Genomic DNA, 16,466 nt, shown 5'->3' with positions numbered 1-16,466 from the left:
ATCTTAGCGCTCTAACCGCCCCAGTCAATTCGTTACGTTAAACAAATAATCCGTCCATCCAGCCCAGCTAGAGGGATCCGGGTATGCCGCCCCTCCGACGGTGAACAGCATTCCTTGTATGGGAAGCTGATCGTTCGCAACGGAGTGAATCCCTGCCTCGTCGACCTTGAATTTGACAGCATCGTTGATGGCGTATTGGACGGGCCGATCATCCAGCAGCTTCAGCATGACGTATGCATCATCTCCCGACGGTCGCCAATCCAGCATTCGCAGCTTCTCGAATCGCTCGAAGAACAAGGCGGCATACATCCCTTCGTTGTACTGCAGCCAAGTATCCGAGGAGCCTCGCGGAGAATACTTCATCCGATTCCCCTCTCCGTCGTACGCAACCTCGGAGAAAACAAACTCGTCGTTTACCCGATCTACTAAACGAAATTCCGCCTTCAGCACATCGCCTTCCTTCGTGCGCACGAGCTCAAAGGAAGAAATTTTGGCCTGATCCGTAACAGAGGTTTCCGCAAGCACCGATCTCCAGATGCCTTCCATGCCAAGCGCTTCATAAGGTATCGCCTCCATTCGCACATCGCGCTCTCGCCATCCAACCTCCTCCGAAATCGCAGGCCATAAGAGTCCCGTTGCATAGATGGTTAGTCCCAGCAGCGCCGCATTACGCTTTGTTCTGGCATTCGGCACGGGCTTCCGGAAGAACAGCAGATAGACGAGAAAGCCCAGCGGAAGCTTAATAGTGTTAATAGAAAAGGTAAAGCAGCCAAGCAGGGTATAACCGGCCAGCTTCCAGCCGAGTCCCCTTTCCGCTTCCTCTCGGCGCCGGTAGAGCAAGATCAGAACGATCAGGACGGCAATTCCCGAGAACGGCAGCCAAGCAGACGCCAACAGCCCGCCGTCATGCTGCCTGTAGCCGTATAAGTTGTAGCCGGCAAATCGAATCGTTACGCCTTCTCTCAATACGTCCTCATTCGCGAAATCGAAGGAAATTCCCGCCATATTACTTGGACCTTCAGTCGCACCGTAACTGCCATTCAAGAGATCGCGTCCCGAGTTGTCCGTCACCTGCCAGCGTTCTACCGCTCCGGAGGTTGTGAATGAACCGTTATCCAGAATCAGTGAAGTCGTCAAGTAGCGACCCGCCCTGAGGCTCATGGAAGGGATGGCGTTCAATTGCACATAAATATCGTTATTTTGCTTCGTTACGGATTCCAGCAAAATCGTCGTATTAAACTTCTTCTCTAGTACGAGGTTCAGCTTATTCTCCTCGCCGACGCCCTCCGGAATCCATTCTGGCTTCAGCAGGAAAGTTGTCGATATCCCTTCCTTAACGAGGGTCGTATCATACCCTTGACGAGACATGACCCGCTCATAGATCGCATCCGATCGATTGCCATACAGCCATTGCGTCGCGATTGCGCCCACCGCCAACAAAGCTGCGATCAGTAGTCTCCAATTCATTTTTCTATAAACTTCCGCTTGCCCAACCTTGGTCGTCATCCTCTTCACCGCCTTCGGGATCGATGTTCACATCCAACATGCCGTTGCTTCATTCCTCAACACTTTTACGTTTCCATTCCTTGGAAGGTTGCACATGCGCATCCCTTTTCATCACATAGAAAAGAAACCCTTGCATCTTAAGATGCAGGGTTTCTTGGGCAATCGGATTCATGACGACTATCGTTTATTGTTCGGTTTCAGGATTATTGGAATACACCAATGCTCCAGTAACCGTCTTGTTGTCTTCCAGATCCCGCTGCAATGTAAAGATAAATCGTTCCGTCCCCTTTTGTGAGGAATAGTGAATGGAATTATCGTCTCCCATTCGGCTAACCTCCGAGTAGCCGGCTTGTTGCGCATAGTCATAATACAGAGCGACTGCTTCGTCGTACGGCATCTCCGTTTCGATCGTCACCGTGATGGAATCGCTGCCGCTGATCGACGAAGTGACTTCGATTTCATCCGGCAGCGGCACGTCGGAAGGGAAGCCTTCCGGTATGTCCGCTTTACTGGACAGCGTAACCTCCTTGCCTTCCCCGGTCGTAATCGTCACTTCTCCCTCCTCCGCTTCCTGGATGGCTTGCTCGATGTTCGAGCATCCCATCGCGAAAACCAAGGCCATCGCCGTCGCTGCCAGCCCTGCCCTTTTCCATGTCGTTGTTGCCGGTTTCTTCTTCATTGCCTCATTCTCCCTTTGTCATAATCGGAACCCGCCATTACCAGGTCCATTCTTCTTCCTCTTCGTCTTCGTCGCCCCAAGTCCACTCGCCGGGTTCTTCATTCGGCGGTTTGACGACATTAAGCTTTAATTCCAGCTCCATCACATGAATTTTGCTCGTGATGCTTCTGAAGCCGGCCACAATGGATTCCGCAAAGGGCAAATCCTCGCCCCTCGTTACGATTCTGACGAGCATTTGCTGCGGTTCCTCGCCAGGCGGCGCATAGACGGCGCTGACGCGGTATTGGCCGATCGGAACGTTGTGCACGCCGTAACCATTGTTGTTTCTGCTTCCCTTGCTAACCAATTTGGGTCCGCCGACGGTTCCATCCATCATCGTCCCCACGGGCTCCAGCGTTATCGTCACGTCGTCCCGATCTGGCGGTTCGGCAATGGGGTTAAGCGGATGGATCAAATCCATCATATAGAACAGCACTTCCCCGCTTCCGCCCGTGCCGGTAGAACTGTTAAGCTTGACGGTGAAATTGCGGATCGCGCCCGTATTGCCGGCGAACGGGCTGTTATCGTCCGCCGTCAGCTCGACGCTGTGCTCGACTCCCTCATAGACGGTTTTGAAATCGGCATATGCCATGTAAGTCGTGGCCGCCTTCGGCAACGCTATCCGGTAGCTTCCGTTGTCATCCGTCTTGGCCTGCAGGTTGCTGTCATACAACAGCTGGTTGTCGATCGTAATCCATGCTCCTTTAATGGGAGTGCCCTCAGAATTAACAACCCTTCCCTTTACCACATAGGGCTCGAGGACCGTATCTTCCTTGGTAATCTCGATGATTGACGTGCCCGACGCATTGTTGTAAGAAACGAAATAGCCGCTGCTCTCCGATACGAACCGTAACGGAATCATCGTGCTTCCGTTAATGATTTGCGCCGGTACGGACAGCTTAACGCCTTGACCGTTCACCTTTGCCGACTGGCTTCCCATCGTCAGCTCGATCTTTATCCCGGTTTTGGTCCCCGATGCCGTCTTCTCTTCTGCGTTCCACTCCACTTTGTAGCCAAGCGTCTCGAACGTCTTGCGGAAGGGCACCAGCGTCGTTCCGTTCCGGATCAGCGGCTGCTGGCCTTCGAACTGCAGAAGCTTTCCTTCGACATAAATCTTTATTTCGCCGGCTTTGGCAGTTGCCGACGTCGCCATGCCGGCCAAGAGCACGAGCAAGCAGGACAGCCAGATCATCACCTTCGTCGTTTTTCTCTCCACTTTACCAACTCCTTTCGCCTGATCGAATTCATCGTATACCGCCTCATCCCGTCAGACCAGTTACACGTTGTCACAACCATTGTCATGTCTTCGCCATGATGCGGGTCTTCTGCCCCAGTCGCCATCCTTATAGCCCGGATAACTGACAAAAACGATGACAACATGTAACTTGGGGCAGCATCGCCATTCTTTTACAATTAGGAACAAGAACCCGAATGGAGGAATGGATATGAGCTTTATGGACAAAGTGAAATCCGGATTTACCGAAGCAGGCAGCAAGGCGAAAATCGTTGTGGAAATCAATAAACTCAAATTGCAAAACAACAATAAGCAGAAGGAGATCGAGCAAAACTACCAGAGCATCGGACGCATGTACTATTTGCAAGCGGTCGGCAGACTTGCGGATGACTCGGGCGCGGATCCTGCCGGCATGGTTGAAAACATCGCGCGGCTGGAGGCGGAAATCGAGGAAAATAGCAAAGAAATCAAGACGCTGGCAAATGAAAAGGACTGCGTATGCGGCAAACCCGCACCGTTGGACGCCCGCTTCTGCCCCTCCTGTGGACATACCTTTGAATCATGAAAAGCCGGATCGAAAGCAAACGAAACAAGACCATCCTGCTCCTCTTGATCGCCTCCCTCGTGACGGTTGGCGCCGCAGCCCTATTTATAAAGAATCAGCCGGGCTCCAAGGAAAGGCCTATAGTCTCGCAGAGCTCTCACGTGCCGACCGGACGAGATAAAGCGGAGCCGGCTGTGCCCAAACGAACCCGCTATCCCGTCGGCGACTGGAGCATCGCGATTCCTTATTTAAACCCGTTCGGCTCTCAGTCCAACTATCAATCAACCGAGCATACTCCCAATCAATATCAGGAATTGAAGTATATCAACGAACGGCAGATGGAGACCTTCCGCATGACGGCGGGAGAGCTCTGGAAGCTGAATGTGCAGTGGAAGGACGATAGCGGCGATCCTTGGGAGGACTTGCGGCTGTATATAAACGAGCTTGGCGGTCGCGCCTACATGGGATCCGCGGAAGACAGTCTCGTGGTTACGGCTGATGATTCCGAAGGAATCACATGGTGGGGCATCGCCTCCAAAGGCGGCGACGGCTACCAATTCAAGGTGTTCAAGGAGCTTCGCCTGCGGCACGGTTTGCCCGCCGGATTCATGACATCGGATTATCCCGGCGGCGAAATCTATTTCATGACGAATAACGAGAACCACAAATATCAAAGCTTAAGGGCCGAGCTTAACGATGGCGGAGTCCGCCTCCATGCCAAAGGTTTGTACTCGCAGGGAAAAAATCGGCGGGATCTCTCTTACAACCAAGAGCTCAACGCCGTTAAAAGCACGCATTATACGCTTAACGATATTCCGCAGGATCCATCCGCGCCTTTGTTCTGGAAGGTTACCTGGAGCCCGGATTCGGATCCGCGAGAGCTTGTTTTCTCGGTAGACGAGACCGAGGACATCACTCCGTTCCGGGACGGCGAACGACTGGGATCGCTTAAGGTAACAGGAGGAATGGCCGGTCATCTCAAGGTAGAGGCGCCTCCGGGGGTCGTCGTGAGCCATCCGGAGCTTCATCTCCATGGCGACCGTACGCCGGAAGGCGATACGCTCTTCTGGCTTCCTCCCGGCTACTGGAACGTCGCCCTCGAGCAGGAAACCGGACCGCCCGTGCATACAAGGCTTGTGCCTGTCAGCGCGGGCGAGATGACGGTGCTGGATATGAAACCGCTCATTCGCAACGCCTACCGGAACGACGGTATCGGGAAATCCGATGGCGCGGAAAGCGGACTGCAGATTGAAGAAGCCGTGGAACAAGGCGAGCAAGCCCGCATTACGTTTATGCTGCTCGACTCCGAGCAACCCGGATTTGCGCCGAACCCTTCCGACATCGAAATATTGGAGGGCGGCCGGCCTGGCAAGCTTCTGGAGCTCAGCCGGATGAAGACGCCTCCGAGCGTCGTGTTGGCGCTGGATTCCTCCGGCTCCATGGCGAAGTCGATGAGCCATGTGCTCGCATCCGCCCGCTCCTTTATCGAAGGACTGCCGGAGGATGCGCATGTTCAATTGATTGATTTTGACACGCAGGTTCGGGTAATCGAAGGCACAAGCAAGAAGGAAGCGCTCGCGGGACTGTCTTCGGTCAAGGCGCAAGGAAATACCAGGCTGTATGATTCCGTCATTAAGGCGTTAAGCCAGTTGAAGGATAAGACGAGACCGTCCCTGGTCTTGTTTACGGACGGCGTGGATAGCAATGCCGAAAAGGCTGGAACGGGCAGCACCTCGAGCAGAAGCGAGGTCGAGCAGGCTGCGCGCGATGCGGGAGTGCCGGTCTATGCCATCGGCTTCGGCCCGGACCATGACAATGCCACGCTGCTGGAACTCGCGGCCATGTCTGGAGGCACGTATTACTCCGCGCAGGACGCGGCCGCGCTGGACCACGTGTTCGCCGCGATTAACGAGCGGCTCGGCAACCGCTTCGAAGTCGTCTACGAACGGCCCAAGGAGCAAGCCGCCTCCGACGTTCCCGTTATCGCGATGACCCTTGACGTCAGCGGCTCCATGGATGCCGATCCCGCTTCGGGGAACGGCGCGTACCGCATCGATAAAGTAAAACATCTGTTCCACGACTTTATCGCGGAGCTGCCCGAACGCAGCTTGATGCAGCTGCTCAGCTTCTCGACCGAGCTGCGGTTCGATCAAGGCTTCACCTCCCGCAAGGCCGAGCTGCTGCAGGCGCTTGGCAATTTAAAGGCCGTTGGCGGTACGGACATCCTGAATTCCGTCTTCGCGACCTATCAGTCGCTTAAAAGCATTCCTTCGGAGAAACGTGTCATCGTCTACGTAACGGACGCCGCACTAGCCGTCGATGAGAAGCAAAAAAGCTTCTTTGAAACAACGCTTGCGGCGATCAAAGAGGAGGGCATCGGGGTGCTGTGGGTAGGGCTGGGCACAGAGGATAGCGAGGAAGCCTTTCAATGGGCCGCCGAGAAATCCGGTGGCCAATACGTCATTTCCGAGGACCCGGCAGTATTGACGAAAGCCATCCAAGAGGCGCTTGCGCAAGTGCAGAAGCGGACGAAGGGACAAATTCCGCTTACCCTCGCGGTTAAAAGCGGGAACACTGACAGCTCCGCACGGCTATATACGGACGACAAGCTGGTGGATTTCCCCATGCTGCGGGACGCCGGCAACAAGGTGGAATTCCAAACCATCGGTCTCGAGACGGGCCTCCCCGTCGCGCAATATGGGCAAGCTGCTGCTTCGCTTGTCTATGGACGCGATCTGCCGGGCGAGGACGTGCAGATCCGCAAGCGGATCTCGCTTAACGCTAAAGGCAAAAACAAGTCCGTGGAATGGAAAGCCAACGAGCTCTATTTGCTTAACAGGCTCAAGGGCGTCTCCGCTCCGCATGGCCGTTCCTTCGCGGCGATCGAGATGGAGCTGACGGGCATGCATGAAGGCGGAGCTGCCTATCAAATACCGGACTTCGCTTCTCATTTCTTTATGCGGATCAACGACTCGGGTTCCTATCCGGCTTCGACGGCCACCTGGCTGACGGAGCAGCCGCTGTCCCCGCCGGGAGAAGGCGGCATAACCGTCAAGGCCGGCGAAGCCGTTAAGGGATTGCTCGTATTCCTCGTACCGGACGAGGAGATGGAACGGGCCTCCCTCCATTATTACGACACCGGTTATGGGCATATTTCGCTCGCCTTGATCGGTGAGCTTCCGAAAGAAGACCCCGAAGCCTGGAACAGCATGCCCAAGAGCGCCATCGGCAAGCTGTCGGATACGTTTCAGCTATCCTTGCAATCCGTAGGCGAATTGGGCCGGATCGGCAATGTGGCCATAACGCGAGGCGCCAGCATGTTTAAACTCGTCGAGACCGAGCTGAAGTCGCTTGTCAACGCCGATCTGAAGCTGGATCCGCGGCAACGCTTTTATTGGCGCGTCGCCACCGCCGCCGGTCCCTTCCTCCTGCCGGTCCATATGGCGACGGCCCTTTTGCCTCATGGCTTGCTGCGGCCCGCGACCTTCGCTCCCGGCTCCGCAAACACAGCCGTGCTGGCCTTCCAGACGCCGAATGCGCTGGGCACGATGCCGTCGGACTTGTATGTCGACCTCTTCGGCGGCGCAACCGTGCTTCCGATTAGCTCGGGAACAACGGAAATTCCGCATTCGGAGAGAAGAGTCGATGCCGGGGGCAAAGGCGTATCGCTGACCGTCAATGCGCTGTCCCGGATGCAAGCACTGGAGTCCGGCAGCGGCAACTATGTCGTAGCCGACGTGACGTTGACCGATGAAAGCGACGGCTTCGGCTCAACCGGCTTTCGCGAGACGTTTAAGCTTGTCCCCGTTCAGCCCCCGCGGGATAGCGATGTGCCGGAGCTCGCTCCGGATCCGCTCACCGAAGGCCTGCTGCTGGGCATGGATGCCGATTGGTCCGTATTCGACGGGGCTGAGCGGCGCGGACTGCTCCTGTTCTCCCTCCCCCATAACGGGAAGGAGTTGAAGTGGAACCTGCAATCCGAACTGTTCCCCGGCTTGAACATGGAAGTCGGCGACGATGTCTATAAGGAGGAAGGCCTGCTCGCCGTTCGGATCGAGCCGGAGCTCGAAGATACGTTCGATTTGCAGCTATCCGCGGCGCTTGCCGAGGTTCTCCGCCGTCATCGGGCACGGGAGGCGGCAGGTCAAGGGGAAGGCAAGGCGCGGACCGTCGACTTTAATGAAAAAGAAGGGCGCAGAGAAGCCGTCCCGGCTCCTATGCCCGCCGTGCTAGGCTTGATGGCTATCGAATCCGTAAGGCAATGGGCCGATTTCGAGCAGCTTCTGGGCAGTCTGCGATGGCTGCCCTCAACCGATCCCCATGGCGTCTACCGCCACTCTCCGGAAGCCGTCATCGCGCAGGGCTGGGGGACGGAAGGCGATCTGGCTGGCTTGGCGGGCGGATTGCTTTCGCAGCTTGGCTACAGCCCCTCGCTTGGCATGGTCCAGCTGACGGAACGCGGCAGGGAGGCGCTTCGAGAGCTGGGCTCCGTGGATGCGGCAACTTTGAAATATTTGCCCGCATGGACGTATCAGGACGAGCAAGGAGCAAACAAAATTTTTGTAGTTCCGTTCATGAAAGAGCTGTCGGAGCTCGGCGGTTTGGCCTTCTTCCCTGGCGGCCAGGAGCAAAGAGGGATGACGTCCGCACAAGCAACGATCAGCGTCTACTTCCAGGTGGAGGCGAAAGCCGACTCGGGATTAGGCGCGATTGCCGGAGATATCGGAGGCGCGCTTGGGGGAGGCGACGGCGGCGACGGGGGGCCCAACATCCAGGATATTCGCGTCCTGCAGAATTCGCTTGATCTGGATGCATTGGGGCAGGAAGCGTTGGATATCCGCGCAGGAGGAGCATCCGGCAATTATACGGCCGTGCTTGAGAACGGGACGATGCAAATCGTCGGTAACCGCATGATAGACGCGGAGGAAAATAAAATCGTCGGCGTTAGGATTGAAGTTCAGCTGCCGCAGAAAAAGCTGATGCATGAAACAAAGCTGCGTGATGGCGAAGAAATTACCGATGTGTTCCATACGGTCGCCGTTAATCTTCCGGATTTGTCCGCCGAAGCGGCCGCTGCGCTGCAAAAAGCCGCTGATCGCGCGTATAACGAAGTCAAGAAGCCGGATGATCATTCTGCCCTCTCCTGGTATACCCGCAACATCCTCTATCGGTTTATCGCGAACCAGACTGCGTTCGAATCCGAACTCGCGGAGATGCTGGACGTAACCGCGGGACGGGTGGGCAAGGAGCGGGTCATCTTCGTTACGGTCAGGAACGATGGACCGGGATCAACCTTAAGAACTAGCGTCGATCTGCAGCAATCCGCCAATTTGATTCACCGGGGATCGGAGGAAGCGTCGCGCGCCTTCCATCTCATGAGCGGCCTGTTCGCGTCTCGGCTCGAAGGCTCCGTCCTGCCGGGCGATGGAGCCGACTTCATGGATTTGTGGATGGAGAGCCCCGAAGATACGTTGCTGCTCCTCAGTCTGCCCGGCACGAGAACCGGGGACCTGAAGCGGATGGAAGAGCAAGGGTACCCGGAAGCGCTGATCGAGCGGGCCCGAACCTCCACCGCGGCCATGCTGATTCCGAATGAGCCGACGGTTATGCAAGGGGAAAAGCGCTGGGCTTGGCTGGAGATCGATCCCGCGACTTACGAGACGATATCCGTCACGGATACGGGCGAACACGGAAGCTTCGCGGAATTTCTGATCTCGATGGAACCGGTATCGCCGACGGGCGACGACTACCTTGCCTTTATGGCAGGCTCTTTTATCGGCGTCAGCACCTCCGTCTGGAGCGTCAGTTCGTTTGCGCTGATGCTGGATGATTACGAAGACATCATTAATGCGGCCAAAGCCTACACATACGGACTGGGCGAAGTGCTGAGCGGCATGATGGACAACAAGGACTTGCCGAAGCTGGAATACAGTATCAGCCCGATTAAGCTGAAACTCATAGACAAGGAATTCGATTATTTGGCCAAACGCTTCGAGGAGGTCAAGATAGGCAAGAAAGGCGGACTCGGCGGAGATGTCGTTGGATTCGCCCTCGGCTTCAAGAGCGGCGCCGCCTATTACTTCAAACAAGCCGAAGCGGCGATCAAGAAGCCTGTCGTAAAGAATGGGCCTCCAAGCGGGGGTGGTCGCTAGGTGAGTCACAAACCTTAAACATCCAGTCACTCAGTCACTCAGTCACTCACTTTCTAATGGACATAAAGAGGCCGTCGATTCATTGTGTGCAAAACTGGAAATGAAGCTGCAATCAATCATCGCCAACCTGTTAACGGAAATGGGAGCCTTTATATGGATCGTTTGGCGTGATATTAAAATCTAACGGAACTCCGCGACGTTATTCGTGAGAAATCCAGGCAAACCGCGGACTTTTGCCCATCATAAGGGCTATCAGTTCCTTTAGATTTGCGAAGTGCCGCTTTTTGCCGAAATAACGCCTTTCATTTCCGTTAAAGTTGCTCCCCGTTATTTCTTACCGGACACTTGCCCGTCCGTTAGATTTTGACTGAAGTAAAAATCGGACAAATAACGTCGCTGGTGAGGCTGTCGATTCATTGTGAGTAACGGAGCTGAAACGTTCTGCTTTCGCTAACCGACCTCAGAGCCTCTATTTGCAGCATTTTCGCGATAATGAAAATCTAACGGACTCAGATGGGGAGATCTGTCGCTCGGGCTTGTGAAACAACAGGTTAAAAAATCTAACGGCACCATGAGGCTGTCGATTCATTGTGGACGGCAGCGCAGTTAAGTAAAGGCTGATCGACGGACACCACAGTCCTTGGACAATGCAAATCCACGCGCAACAGGGCCGAGCAAAAGTAGATTAACTTTTGCTCGGCCCTGCTAGTGCAGCCATATATATCGATTAACCTAGGGGCGTTGTCGAGGCAACCGGAATAACATAAAACCCGGCCTCGGCATCCTCTCGAATGACAGCTTCAACATCATAGACCCGCAGCATCAATTCACGGGTCATAATATGCTTCGGCTCGCCTTCAGCCACGATTTGTCCTTCCTTCATCACCTTTAATTCATCACTGTATCGCGCCGCTTGATTGACATCATGAAGCACCATCACGATCGTTAAGCCCAATTGTTCGTTAAGGCTGCGAACCAGCTCCAACAGCTCGATCTGATAATAAACATCCAAATAAGTCGTCGGCTCATCAAGAAACAATAGATTCGTTTTTTGGGCAAGCGCCATAGCAATCCATGCACGCTGCTTTTGCCCGCCGGACAGTTCAATCAGTTTTTTCGACTTTAATGAAGTCAATCCCGTACACGCCATCGCCCATTCGACCGCTTCGGCATCTTCCTTGTTGTCAAACGAGAACATATGGCGATAAGGGAGACGTCCAAACTCCACCAATTTCTCTACCGTCAAATCAAACGGAGCTTCATTCTGTTGATGGACAACCGCTAATTGCCGAGCCAATTCCTTTTGCGTAAACTGCTGCAAATCACGACCGTTTACGATCACTTGACCCGCCGTTGGCGCCAAATTTTTGGCCAGAAGACTAAGCAGCGTCGATTTCCCGCTGCCATTGGGTCCAAGAATCGTCGTTACTTTCCCTGCAGATATCGTTGTAGAGAGGCTGCGTATAATCGCTCCGCTATTTTTATAATGAAATTGAAGCTGCTTAATGTCCATGGACGCGATCCCCCTTTAACAGCATAAAAATCAAGAACGGACCGCCGATCATCATCATGATGACCGAAGCAGGAATTTCAATGGGAGCAATAAGGGTGCGTCCCGCCGTATCTGCAAATAAAATAAGCAAGGCCCCTCCAACTGCGCTAAACGGAATTAATAGCTTATGATCGGAGCCTACGAATTGCCTGGCTATATGGGGGACAAGCAAGCCTACGAATACAATCAGCCCGCCAACGGCTGTAGCCGCAGATGCAAGCATGACGGCAACCAAGGAGATGACGATTCGGGCGCGCATAACATTCAAACCTAAATTGCTTGCCGTACGATCTTGAAGCGCAAGCATATTGCACCACGTCGATAAAAAGAAGGACAAGATCAGAGTGATTCCGCCATAAAGCAAGATCATTTCGACGTCCTGCCAGGTTTTCATATGGAAGGTGGAGCTTGTGATCCGACTCGTCGCGCTTGATCCGCCAAACGATCCGAGAACATGGTTAAAGCCGGTAAACGCAGCATTAATGGCTACGCCGACCAAGATAAGCCGCAAAGGCTGCAGACCTGATTTCCATGAAAATAGATAAACCAAAAAGCAGGCAAGCAAGCCTCCCATAACGGCAAACAGCGGAATATAAAAAAATAAGGCAGGAAAAACCGCCGTTACGAGCAAGCCGGCAAAGCCGGCTCCCGCCGAGATGCCAATGACTCCTGCATCCGCGAGCGGGTTGCGCATGACGGATTGCAGCAGAACACCGGATACGGCCAAGGCTGCACCGCACAGCATCGCAACAAAAACACGAGGCAACCTAAGGTCGCGGATCACGTCAACCTGCGGATTATTACCCCATAATAAACCGGATACAAGCTCGCCTATACCTATCTTAATACTGCCTGCCATCATCGAATAAAGCGCAACGGCAGCAAGCAGGCAAAGGACTGCCAATAAGGATACCCACTTTTTCATGTTAGTCTCCTTTAGTTTGAATAAAGCATATCCGCCAATGCCTCCAGGGCTTCTTCAACGGCCATGTTGCCAGTCGTTCCGAATAGATCCTCAGGCAAGTCATACACTCGGTCATTTTGTACCGCTTTAAAGTGCTTCCAAATATCATTGGTTCGGAATTCCTCATCGAACATTTTAATAACCTCGTCAGGCATCCCGTGCGCAGCGCGCAATATTATATCCGCATTGCCATGATACAAATATTCGGTGTTGGCGGAGATAAACTCTACATCCGATTGTTCCACCACATTTATGCCTCCCAGCTGGTTCACCAGGTCTCCAATATAGCTATTGGCTGTGCCGACCAAATAAGAGCCGGGTACGCCCATCAAAATCATGACGGTTGGAGCTTCTCCAGTTGCTCTTTGCTTGAGCTCGGCAATTTTGCCATCATAATTCGCAATTAACGTTTCGGCAAGCTCAGTTCGATTAAACTGCTCTCCCAGGCTGCGAATCTCCTCTTTCATGCTTTGCAGATTGGTAAAATCCAGAAAATCGGCTTTCACCTTGGCCGCTTCGAAACCATCCTTTAAATCATCCTCTAGCGTACTAACCGATAATACATGTGTTGGCAGCAAGGAACGAACGAGCTCCATATCAGGGCTCATTGGATTGCCGATCTCCGTTACTCCTTTAAAACGACCAGGCAATTCTTTATAGGTAGTCGGAATGCCAACGGCATCCAGATCAAGCGCATCCAAAATTTCCGTTATCGCGACAGTTGTGGATACGATTCGATATTCGGTATCGGCTTCTGTCGAAGGCTTGCTCCCGTTTGAAGCTTCATCATCTACGGTAGTCTTGTTTCCCTTTGCATCGGAACTTATTTGTGCTTCTGTGCCACAGGCAGCCAGTAATAAAACACAAGCACAAACAAAGCTTATTAACTTCAACGGCGTCCATATCCTTGCCGGCATCTTAACCCTCCTAAAAACAGATAGAAGGACACTCCCTATAACATCGTTATAAGGAGGTCCTTATCATTTGTTAATACATCATTAACTTTACTTGACGACGCGAACCCTAAAGAGCTAGAGCACGAAGGATAATAGCAGCCGCTTGAGCGCGAGATGCGTCGGCGCCAGGAGCAAAAGTATTGTTGCCGACTCCTTCAATCAGACCTTTTTCTACCGCCACGGCAACATATGGTTTTGCATAGGCAGGAATCGCATCGGAATCCGCAAAAGTCAGCTCCGGAGCGTTTTCCGTGCTAAGTTTCAGAGCTTTTACAAGAATAACTGCAGCTTCCGCGCGACTAACCGTATCTTGCGGAGCAAACGTATTGTCGGCATAACCTGTAATCACTTCTGCAGCCACCGCTCTCTTAACAAAGTCGGAAGCCCAAGCAGCGATTTTATCATTGTCGGCGAAAGCTAACTCCTTTTCCGTGGCAGGAATATTTAAGCTTGTAACGACAAGCTTGGTGAACTCTGCGCGAGTCATCGCTTTGCCTGGGGCAAACTGGCCGTTTTCGTAGCCGTTGACGATGCCTTGAGCGTAAAGTTGAGCGATATCGTTCTGAGCCCAATGCTTCTCCGTGTCGGCAAATACATTGACATTGCCAATTGCTTGCAGAAGCGCATCCGTTGCAGACTCAATATTGGCAGCAGTGTTTAAATAAGTAGCCGCTTCGTTAGCCGCGGTAATTGCAGCTTTAAGCTCATCGGTTTGCTCGACAGCCGCTTCCGCTAAAGCTACAGCCGCTTTCGCTTTGCTCAATTCGGCATCTTTATTCTGATTAACAACGATGGAGATCGTGTGAGATTGCGGCTCTTCGAATACGCCAGGCACAAAGTAGCTTGCACTAGCGGATAAAGTCGCAGCCAGATCCGACACCTCAAAATCAAACGTAACGAAGGTAACTTCCTCAGCGCCTTGACGACCTTGAACCGTCGTCGCATATTCAGCTACCTTGGCGCCTTCCTTTTCTTCTACCAATACTTTGACATCGTATTTTTGCATTACATCTAGTCTCAAATAGCTATTACCGTCTTTTTGATAAGACTTTGGATTAGCCAAATAGGCGGCCATAGAAGACAGTTTGCTAGGATCCGAATCATTGACATAATAAACAAAAGCATTTGTCGGATTTTCTTGCGTTGCCTTTGTCAGATCAGCCAAAGCTGCCTCTAAATCCGCTTTGGGCGTCAGTAAGCTATTCGCTTTTTTAGCCTTGGATAAGGCTGCAGTCAAAGCTTCTGCCTTCGGTTCAGCTGCGTCTGCAGTTGCAATTGCCGCACTCAACCCTTTTACAGCTTCACTGCTATCATTATTGATGACCACATAAAGGTCATGCGATTGCGGCTCAGTGAAATAGTCCGGAACCATGTAAGTGGTATTCGCTTTAATAACCTCTGTAAAACTATCTACTACATAATCAAACGTAAAATATGTAACTTCCTGTGCGCCATTGCGGCCTTGCACGGTTGTCGTGTATTCGCCGACTTTAACGCCTTCCTTGCCCGCAACGGTTAATTTCACATCATAGACTTGTTGAACATCGACGCGCAAGTAATTCACGCCATCTTTAGAATAAGTGCTGGGCTTTGCCAAAAACGAAGCAACCGAGGAAATTTTAGTCGTATCTTCATAATTAACAAAATAGACGATCGACTCTTGAGTCTCTTCTTTAGCGGAAGTTACGACTGCCGAACCTGTTGTAACCGCACTGCTTTCCGCCGCTACTACGGCAGGGATTGTACCTACTAACATTACTGCTGCAATAAATGCCGCAAATCTTTTAACTGCTTTTGAATTCATTTTCCATTCATCCTTTCGACTGCGCAACGTTTTATTTTTTATTCCGACGTGTTTTATAAACAATAGCCGCTGCTGCAGCTGCCGCTAATAACACGACTAAAACCACGGTGACAATGACTTGATTTCCATTGCGATCCGTTTCCTCTATCTGAATGGGATCTACGGATTCGGCTCCTGCATCAGACTCGGAAAGGACCGCTTCTTCGCTTTGATTATCGTTTTCCACTGACGCAGGTTCAGTGACCGGAATAGCGGATGGAGTTGCATTTGCGTTGCTATCTATGAACTCCTGCTCATCTGCTTCAGATGTTGGAACAGGAGACGGTGCCGTTTGATTTGTTGGTACGGCAGATGCCGATGGCTTTATGGAAGAAACAGGCGTTTCTGTTGATTCCGCCGGCGGGTTCGTCGGCGCAGTTGCCGTTTTCGGCGGCGTTGTTGCTGCAGGCTTTGTCTCAGCAGGCTTTGTAGCAGCAGGCGCCGATTCTCCAGCTGCTTTTACAAGCGTTAACGTTTCAGGTTTAAATTTAAAATACATCGTATAGCTGTGATCATAGTCCATCTCATCGATCGTCACGCTAACACTAGACTCTACTAAATCCGTTAAATTAGCTATTTGAAATTCGGTCAATCTTTCATTGGCAGCCTCGTCGACCGATATCGTCTTTACATCCGTCATCTTCCCGTTGTAACGAGTAGCAAATTCGGTTACCCAAGCATGTTTATTGATCGTCGTTTGTACCCGCATGCCGCCATCCTTTATCGTCAGCTTTGCCGGCTGATTCCAGTACCCTTCTGCAATTGAAGCATTTTTTTTATCAGCATGCATAATGTTGAATCCAATCGTATATTCCCCATCGGCCTGCTCTGCATAGGCTGCTTCGGGAAGCAACAAAAAAGCAAGCATCAGCATGGCAATTACCGTCCTGACAACAGGTAAACGGTCAACTAACATATTTAACCTCCAAATCCCACAAAATACCGATAATCATTCTCAATTTAGTCCAAAATAAAAAGCTCAAATGAGCTGGCTTTC

10 protein-coding genes are annotated in these 16,466 nt (G+C 52.4%); 2 read left to right on the top strand and 8 right to left on the bottom strand.

What is annotated here, in order from left to right; translation table 11 throughout:
• Window positions 1–24: 24 nt before the first annotated feature.
• From H7F31_RS10530 to H7F31_RS10520, 3 genes are all read right to left on the bottom strand, one after another.
• A complete protein-coding gene (locus H7F31_RS10530) occupies window positions 25–1,506 on the bottom strand; it encodes a hypothetical protein (protein WP_187104124.1) in 1,482 nt (493 codons plus the stop codon).
• Between the two features lie 184 nt (window positions 1,507–1,690).
• Window positions 1,691–2,185: a hypothetical protein gene (locus H7F31_RS10525; RefSeq protein WP_187104123.1), complete on the bottom strand. Its 495-nt coding sequence runs from the start codon at window positions 2,183–2,185 to the stop codon at window positions 1,691–1,693.
• A 37-nt stretch (window positions 2,186–2,222) separates the two neighbouring features.
• Window positions 2,223–3,440 carry a stalk domain-containing protein gene (locus H7F31_RS10520; RefSeq protein WP_187104122.1) on the bottom strand — a complete coding sequence of 406 codons (1,218 nt, stop codon included), beginning with the start codon at window positions 3,438–3,440 and terminating at the stop codon, window positions 2,223–2,225.
• Between the two features lie 229 nt (window positions 3,441–3,669).
• On the opposite strand from H7F31_RS10520, the gene H7F31_RS10515 reads away from it, so the two are divergent.
• Both H7F31_RS10515 and H7F31_RS10510 read left to right on the top strand, forming a co-directional pair.
• The gene (locus tag H7F31_RS10515) at window positions 3,670–4,023 is read left to right on the top strand and encodes a zinc ribbon domain-containing protein (protein WP_187104121.1); all 354 of its coding nucleotides are present in this window, start codon (window positions 3,670–3,672) and stop codon (window positions 4,021–4,023) included.
• The gene (locus tag H7F31_RS10510; protein ID WP_187104120.1) at window positions 4,020–10,154 is read left to right on the top strand and encodes a vWA domain-containing protein; all 6,135 of its coding nucleotides are present in this window, start codon (window positions 4,020–4,022) and stop codon (window positions 10,152–10,154) included. The genes H7F31_RS10515 and H7F31_RS10510 overlap by 4 nt, the downstream gene beginning before the upstream one ends.
• A gap of 727 nt (window positions 10,155–10,881) precedes the next feature.
• On the opposite strand, the gene H7F31_RS10505 is transcribed toward H7F31_RS10510, so the two are convergent.
• From H7F31_RS10505 to H7F31_RS10485, 5 genes are all read right to left on the bottom strand, one after another.
• On the bottom strand, window positions 10,882–11,667 hold the full coding sequence (locus tag H7F31_RS10505; protein ID WP_187104119.1) for an ABC transporter ATP-binding protein: 786 nt from the start codon (window positions 11,665–11,667) through the stop codon (window positions 10,882–10,884).
• On the bottom strand, window positions 11,657–12,631 hold the full coding sequence (locus H7F31_RS10500) for a FecCD family ABC transporter permease (RefSeq protein WP_187104118.1): 975 nt from the start codon (window positions 12,629–12,631) through the stop codon (window positions 11,657–11,659). The genes H7F31_RS10505 and H7F31_RS10500 overlap by 11 nt, the downstream gene beginning before the upstream one ends.
• An 11-nt stretch (window positions 12,632–12,642) precedes the next feature.
• Entirely contained in the window at window positions 12,643–13,587 is a 945-nt protein-coding gene (isdE, locus tag H7F31_RS10495; RefSeq protein WP_187104117.1) for a heme ABC transporter substrate-binding protein IsdE, read from the bottom strand.
• 106 nt (window positions 13,588–13,693) lie between these two features.
• Window positions 13,694–15,430 carry an S-layer homology domain-containing protein gene (locus H7F31_RS10490; protein ID WP_187104116.1) on the bottom strand — a complete coding sequence of 579 codons (1,737 nt, stop codon included), beginning with the start codon at window positions 15,428–15,430 and terminating at the stop codon, window positions 13,694–13,696.
• Window positions 15,431–15,461: 31 nt separating this feature from the next.
• Window positions 15,462–16,385: an NEAT domain-containing protein gene (locus tag H7F31_RS10485; protein WP_187104115.1), complete on the bottom strand. Its 924-nt coding sequence runs from the start codon at window positions 16,383–16,385 to the stop codon at window positions 15,462–15,464.
• Between the last annotated feature and the right edge of the window lie 81 nt (window positions 16,386–16,466).

The organism is Paenibacillus sp. PAMC21692, from assembly GCF_014303795.1.
GTDB lineage: Bacteria > Bacillota > Bacilli > Paenibacillales > Paenibacillaceae > Pristimantibacillus > Pristimantibacillus agaridevorans.
This window is presented reverse-complemented; position numbering and strand designations above follow the sequence as displayed.

Bases quoted from the DNA above. Each gene is read 5' to 3' on its own strand.
- H7F31_RS10530 (WP_187104124.1), bottom strand. From the start codon at position 1,506: ATGACGACCAAGGTTGGGCAAGCGGAAGTTTATAGAAAAATGAATTGG.
- H7F31_RS10515 (WP_187104121.1), top strand. From the start codon at position 3,670: ATGAGCTTTATGGACAAAGTGAAATCCGGATTTACCGAAGCAGGCAGC.
- H7F31_RS10510 (WP_187104120.1), top strand. From the start codon at position 4,020: ATGAAAAGCCGGATCGAAAGCAAACGAAACAAGACCATCCTGCTCCTC.
- isdE (WP_187104117.1), bottom strand. From the start codon at position 13,587: ATGCCGGCAAGGATATGGACGCCGTTGAAGTTAATAAGCTTTGTTTGT.
- H7F31_RS10490 (WP_187104116.1), bottom strand. From the start codon at position 15,430: ATGAATTCAAAAGCAGTTAAAAGATTTGCGGCATTTATTGCAGCAGTA.
- H7F31_RS10525 (WP_187104123.1), bottom strand. From the start codon at position 2,185: ATGAAGAAGAAACCGGCAACAACGACATGGAAAAGGGCAGGGCTGGCA.
- H7F31_RS10505 (WP_187104119.1), bottom strand. From the start codon at position 11,667: ATGGACATTAAGCAGCTTCAATTTCATTATAAAAATAGCGGAGCGATT.
- H7F31_RS10500 (WP_187104118.1), bottom strand. From the start codon at position 12,631: ATGAAAAAGTGGGTATCCTTATTGGCAGTCCTTTGCCTGCTTGCTGCC.
- H7F31_RS10485 (WP_187104115.1), bottom strand. From the start codon at position 16,385: ATGTTAGTTGACCGTTTACCTGTTGTCAGGACGGTAATTGCCATGCTG.